This is a genomic window from Pelomonas sp. Root1237, assembly GCF_001425055.1.
Classification (GTDB): Bacteria; Pseudomonadota; Gammaproteobacteria; order Burkholderiales; family Burkholderiaceae_C; genus Pelomonas.
This window is the reverse complement of record NZ_LMDK01000019.1, coordinates 448,457-454,608: the sequence shown is the minus strand read 5'-3', so window position 1 is coordinate 454,608 and position 6,152 is coordinate 448,457. Positions and strand designations below refer to the sequence as shown.

The following is a 6,152-nucleotide window of genomic DNA, read 5'->3' as shown; positions in this document are numbered from 1 at the left end:
CTCTTCTCCGTCCAGACCATGGGCTTCTTCCGGGGCTTCTAAACCCCGAAAGCGTTACCCATGTCCTGGCACACCCGTTACCTATGTCCCCGGTCTATACACGGCGCCAGAAGAAAGTTACCCGCCCTCGCGGGGCGGATTCCCGCGGCACTGCACGCGAGTCATGAGGACGCCTGCAAGAGCAAACCACACCAACTCACTTCCCGTACAACACCATCTGCGTACACCTGAACAAAGCCATCGTCTTCCCGGTCTCCTTGTTCGTCACCACCGCATCCCAGATCTGAGTCGTCTTGCCCAGGTGCACCGGCCGGGCCACGCAGGCGATAGTCCCTTCGCGCGCCGTGCCCAGGTGGTTGGACTTCAGCTCGATGGTCGTGAAGCCCACCGCGCCCGGCGGCAGGTTGGCGATGCAGCCGTAGCCGGCGCAGCTGTCCGCCAGCGTGACGATGCTGCCGGCGTGCAGATAGCCGTTGGGTGCCATCAGCTCCTCGCGCACCACCAGCTCGGCCTTGATCTCGGCGGGGTCGGCCTGGGTGAAGACGATGCCCAGATAGCCAGGCAGGTTCCTGGCACCGAATTGATTCAGTTTGTCGGGTGTGGACATGGCGGATCCCTCGAAGTGGCGGCCATGCTAAGACAAGAAAAAAGGCCGGCATGAAGCCGGCCTTTGATTGAGCACGAAGCCGATCAGCTGCGCACCAGCGACGCCTTCAGCATCGAATTCAGCATGTCCAGCGTCTCCGCCAAATGCGCACGCGTCTCGACCGACAGGCCCGGCTTGGCCGAGGCCACACGCAGCTCGTTGGCGAGCTGAGTCGCGTGCCAGCGTGCCATCGAGAAAGCGTCGGCGTACACCGTCGCCCCATTGGTCGCACGGTTCAGCTGGCCTTGCAGGCGGCGCAGGTATTCGCGTTGCAGGCTGCGGCGCATGCGGTCGATCTCGGCGCCGGTCTTCAGCTCACTGAAGATCGCGCCCTGCAGCGTGCCATAGACCTCGCTCAGCGACACCGCGCCCTTGCGCTGGGCCTCGGGCAGGTAAGCGCCCTGCTCGATGAGGCGGCGCGCCGTGTTGGGCGACATCAGGCGGTCCAGCACCCGGCCCTGCAGCGCACTGACGCTGTCCGGGATGGAGATGGGCAGGCCGCGGTCCCACTCGTTGTAGTCCAGCGTCTGAGTGACGAGGAACTCGGGCTTGAACTTGAACGAATCGCTGGACAGCAGGCCGCTGGCAATGAAGCGCAGGGCCTCGCGCTGCTGGGCGTTGTCGACCGGCTTGAAAGCCGGACCGGTCGTGATGCCCGGCACCACGCGCTCGGCCTGCATGCCGCCCACGTATTTGCTGACGTTGTTGGCCGTCATGCCCAATTGGCGGAAGCTCTCAAAGATGGAGCGGCGGTTGCGCAGCGGGTCGTCACCAACGGCGGCCTGGCGCGACTGCACGCGCTCCCACAGCTCCTGGCTGAGCTTGAGGCGCTTCTTGGCATAGGCCAGTGGGTCGTCGCCCAGGTCGCGCTGGTTGGTGCGCGGGTCGAAGCCATCGTAGGGGCCGCCGACGCCCTGGTCGAAGTCGTCGCCATAGGCCAGCTTGGGCTCGGTCGAGCGCGCAGCGATCTTGGCGAGTTCCGCCGCTTCCTGCTCCGCAACGATGGGCTTGTAGGCGTACTCGATGGCCCAGTAGTCGTAGGCGCCCAGCGTGGTGTTCGTCAGGCTGGCCTTGGCCTCGCCCTTGAGCGGCAGGTTGTAGGCGTTGTAGTCCATCACCGAGTTGGAGATGCCATTGGCCTCGGTGAAAGCCTTGTCCTTGAGCTGGGCCTGGGTGACCGTCGTGGAGGACTTGAAGTTGTGCTTGAGGCCGAGCGTGTGGCCGACCTCATGCATGACCACGTCCTTGATGACGGCCTGCGCCAGGGCCTCGGCCTCGGGGCCGTTCATGTCCATGCCCTCTGCCCCGCCCCGCAGGGACAGCAAATCCAGCGCGAAGCCGAACTCGTTGGCCTGGTCGGCCATGTAATTGCATTGCTGCTCGGAAAGCCGCTGGCTGCGCTCACTCATCCAGCTGCTGGCGGCATGGTCGTGTCCATGGAAGCCGAGCACGTCGTCCGAAGCCAGGCGGCGCGAGCCGCGGCCGAAGACGTCGCTCATGCCGATGTCGGCGTCCAGGATTTCACCGGTGCGCGGGTCCTTGTTGCTAGGGCCGATGGCAAAGCCGACGTCGGCGCCGGTGAACCAGCGGACGGACGCGTGCGTCGAATCCATGTTGTCCCAGTCAGCGTCGTCGGGCTGCTGCCTGGCCTGCACGGCGTCCTTGAAGCCGATCTTCTCGAAGGCCTTGTTCCACTCCTCGATGCCGGCCTTGACCGCCGCGCGGTATTTGGTCGGGATGTTCTTGTCCATCCAGTAGACGATGGGCTGCACGGGCTCCGACAGCGCTGCGCTCGGGTCCTTCTTCTCCAGGCGCCAGCGGGCGATCATGTGCACGCGCGGGTTGGCTTTCAGGTCGTCGCCGAAGTCGCTGTAGCTCTCCATGAAATGACCCAGGCGCGGGTCGGCATGGCGCACGGCGGCCGGCTGCTCCGGCAAGGCACGGAAGCTGTAGACGAAGCTGAAGAACATCGAACGCGGGTCCGGCGTCGCCTGAGGCGGCGTGGGCACAGGCACGGGCACGGGAACCAGCGGCGGCGCGGGAATGCGCGGCGTGGCGAAGTGCACGCGTGAAGTCAGCGTGGAAACCTGGGCATCAGCGCGGGTGGCTTCGATGAATGAGTTGCCTCGGTCGGGCGCAAACGGCAGGCGGTAGGCAAATTCCAGGCGCGTGGAGTAGCCCGGAATGTCGCCCAGCAGCAGGTTGCTGGCGTCGATCAGCACCGACTTGCGGTCCGGGTGGTCGGCGCTGGCGACCGGCACGCCGCCGATCAGGCTGGGCGAGAAAGCCTGCTCGATGGCCAGCTTGCTGGACGGGTTGTCCGTGCGGAACTTGGTGTTCAGCGCAATCAGCTGCACATGGTTGCCAATGCGACGCCATTCGGCCAGCTCGTCGCCCAGCATCTGGCTGGCGTACAGGCCGCGCTCGCCGACGGCGTTGGCGACGTTGACACTGAACAGGAAGGGCTTGTTGAAGGCTTCCTTGGGGATCTCGATCCAGACCTTCTCGTCCTTGCGCCAGATCGGGAACAGGCCGGGCTGCTCCTTGGCGCCCTTGATGATCTCGGCAAAGGGCTTGGGCGCCGTCGGGTCGGCGGGCGGGCGGGCGGGAGCGGGTGCCGAAGCGGCGGCGCCGGGGGCCGAAGCGGCGCCATTGGGCGCGGGCGGGGTCTGGGCTTGGGCAACCGAAGCCAGCGCGAGCAGGGCGGCGGCGGCCAGGGCGGTGCGGGGCATCGGAATCATGGGGTGACGGTCCGGGATTGCGGAAAGGCAGGCACTGTGGCTGGGAGCGACACTCGCGTCAATCGGAGCCCTCCCCCGTCGCGGAGCGGCAGAAATTCACGCAAAAACTTCCGTCATGTCGTTGACTCATCTGCTCTATTTGCACGGCTTTCGCTCGTCGCCGGCCTCGGCCAAAGCGCTGCGAATGGCCGCCTGGGCGGCCACACAGCCGGGCCTGACCTTCGCCTGCCCGCAGCTGCCGCCCTCCCCGCTGGAGGCGATGGCCCTCGTCGCCGGAATCGTGGCGGCCTGGCCATCCGAGGGTGCCGCCGTCATCGGCAGCTCGCTGGGCGGTTTCTACGCCACCTCGCTGGCCGAGCAGCACGCCCATCGCGGCTGGCGCGTCGCGGTGCTGAACCCCGCCGTCGACCCGGCGCGCGACCTGTCCCGCCACATCGGCACGCTGACCGCCTGGCACGACCCGCAGCTGAAGTTCGAGTTCACTGCCCAGCACGTGGCCGAACTGGCCGCGCTGACGCCGCCGGCACGGCTGACGAAGCCGCTGCGCTACTACGCGCTGATTGCCAAGGGCGACGAGCTGCTGGACTGGCGCGAGATGCTGGCCCGTTATGCCGGCTGCGACGGCGAGGTGCTGGAGGGCAGCGACCACGGGTTGTCCGACTTCGAAGACCACCTGCCCGGCTTGCTGAAACACCTTCAAGGCTGAGGCGACAATCGCCCTCCTATGTTTGCGCTGTTTGATGACGCCGGGAAATTTCTCGCCGGCCGGGTGATGTCGGAGGCCGATGCCTCGCTGCAGGTCGAGCTGGACTCGGGCAAGCGGGTCAAGGTCAAGTCCGCCAACGTGCTGTTGAAATTCGAGCAGCCGGCGCCAGCCGTGTTGCTGGCGGAGGCCCGCAAGCTGGCCGACGACATCGACCTCGACCTGGCCTGGGAATTCGCCCCCGAAGGCGAATTCGGCTTCGCCGACCTGGCGCGCGACTATTTCGACGCCAAGGCCGGCACCCTGCAGCAAGCGGCCGCGCTGTTTCGTCTCTACGAAGCACCGCACTATTTCCGCCGCGCCGGCAAGGGCCAGTTCAAGAAGGCGCCCGAGGAGATCGTCAAGGCCGCGCTGCTGGGCATCGAGCGCAAACGCCAGCAACAACTGCAGATCGAGTCCTGGGCCGACGAGCTGGCGGCGGGCACCTGCCCCGCGCCCATCCAGGACCAGATCTACAAGATCCTCTTCAAGCCCGACAAGAACGGCCCGGAATACAAGGCTGTCGTCGAGGCCAGCAAGAAGTCGCACAAAGCGCCGCTGGACCTGTTGCAGGGCGCCGGCGCCATCACCAGCGCCTACCAGTTCCACTGGAAGCGCTTCCTGTTCGAGAACTTCCCCAAGGGCGCCGGCTTCCCCGCGCTGACGGCGCCGGAGATCAAGGACGAGCTGGCGCTGTCGCCGGCGCGCGCCTTCTCCATCGACGACTCGCAGACCACCGAGATCGATGACGCGCTGTCGGTGCAGGGCCTGGGCACGGGCACCGTCACCTTCGGCGTTCACATCGCTGCACCGGGCCTGGCCATCACGCCAGACTCTGCCGTCGACAAGGTCGCCCGCGAGCGGCTGTCCACCGTCTACATGCCGGGCTGGAAGCTGACCATGCTGCCCGACGACGTCGTGCAGGCCTACACGCTGATCGAGGGCCGCGACTGCCCGGCAGTCTCCATCTACTTCACGATGGATGAGGCCACCTTCGAGATCAAGGCACGCGAGACCAGGCTGGAGCGCGTGCACATCGCCGCCAACCTGCGCCACGACAAGCTCGACGGCATCGTCACCGACGCCACGCTGTCGGGCGAGGCGCCGGCCGACTACGCCTTCGCACGCGAACTCGCCTTCACCTGGCGCCTGGCCAAGCACTTGAAGGCCCAGCGCGAGGTCGTGCGCGGCAAACCCGAGAACTTCAACCGGCCGGACTACAACTTCCGCCTTGCCGGCGAACGCTCGGAGGCGCCGAACGGCACGGAGTCCGTCGAGATCAGCATGCGCGCCCGCGGCAGCTCGCTGGACCTGATCGTGGCCGAGGCCATGATCCTGGCCAACTCCGCCTGGGGTGGCTGGCTGGCCGAGCTGGGCCTGCCCGGCATCTACCGCAGCCAGGCCAGCCTCGCGCCGGGCATCAAGGTGCGCATGGGCGTCAAGGCCCTGCCCCATGCCGGCATGGGCGTGGCGCAGTACACCTGGGCCACGTCGCCGCTGCGCCGCTATGTCGACCTGGTCAACCAGTGGCAGATCATTGCCTGCGCCCGCCACGGCAAGATGGCAGCACTGGCCGCGCCCTTCAAGCCCAAGGACGCACAACTGTTCTCCATCATCTCGGGCTTCGAGTCCGCCTACATGGCCTACAACGGCTTCCAGAACGGCATCGAGCGCTTCTGGACGCTGCGCTGGCTGCAGCAGAACGGCACGACCGAACTGACCGCCGCCGTCATGAAGGACGGCCTGGTGCGCGCCGACGACCTGCCGCTGGTGTTCAAGGCGCTGGGCTGCGACTCGCTGCCGCGCGGCAGCCATGTGAAGGTGCGCATCACCGGCCTGGACGAGATGACGCTGGACGTGCATGCGACGCTGATCGAGCGGCTGGATGAAGCGCCGGCCGCGGAGGAAGCGGAAGGCGATGAGGACGAGCTCGAGGCCGCGGCGGCACCGCTGACACTGGCCATCGACCTGAATGATGGTTCCGGCGAGGCAGAACCCGCCGAAGCGGCCTCGCAAAGCTGAG

General features: G+C 66.7%; 4 protein-coding genes. 2 read left to right on the top strand and 2 right to left on the bottom strand.

Annotated elements, in window-relative coordinates; genetic code table 11:
- Window positions 1-196: 196 nt before the first annotated feature.
- Together ASC91_RS24830 and ASC91_RS24825 are read right to left on the bottom strand one after the other, a co-directional pair.
- A complete protein-coding gene (locus ASC91_RS24830; protein ID WP_056203580.1) occupies window positions 197-607 on the bottom strand; it encodes a PaaI family thioesterase in 411 nt (136 codons plus the stop codon).
- An 83-nt stretch (window positions 608-690) separates the two neighbouring features.
- On the bottom strand, window positions 691-3,378 hold the full coding sequence (locus tag ASC91_RS24825) for a zinc-dependent metalloprotease (RefSeq protein ID WP_162247861.1): 2,688 nt from the start codon (window positions 3,376-3,378) through the stop codon (window positions 691-693).
- Between the two features lie 124 nt (window positions 3,379-3,502).
- Between ASC91_RS24825 and ASC91_RS24820 the strand changes: the two genes are divergently transcribed.
- The gene (locus ASC91_RS24820) at window positions 3,503-4,093 is read left to right on the top strand and encodes a YqiA/YcfP family alpha/beta fold hydrolase (protein ID WP_056203576.1); all 591 of its coding nucleotides are present in this window, start codon (window positions 3,503-3,505) and stop codon (window positions 4,091-4,093) included.
- 18 nt (window positions 4,094-4,111) lie between these two features.
- Window positions 4,112-6,151: a ribonuclease catalytic domain-containing protein gene (locus ASC91_RS24815; protein WP_056203574.1), complete on the top strand. Its 2,040-nt coding sequence runs from the start codon at window positions 4,112-4,114 to the stop codon at window positions 6,149-6,151.
- The last annotated feature ends 1 nt before the right edge of the window (window position 6,152 follow it).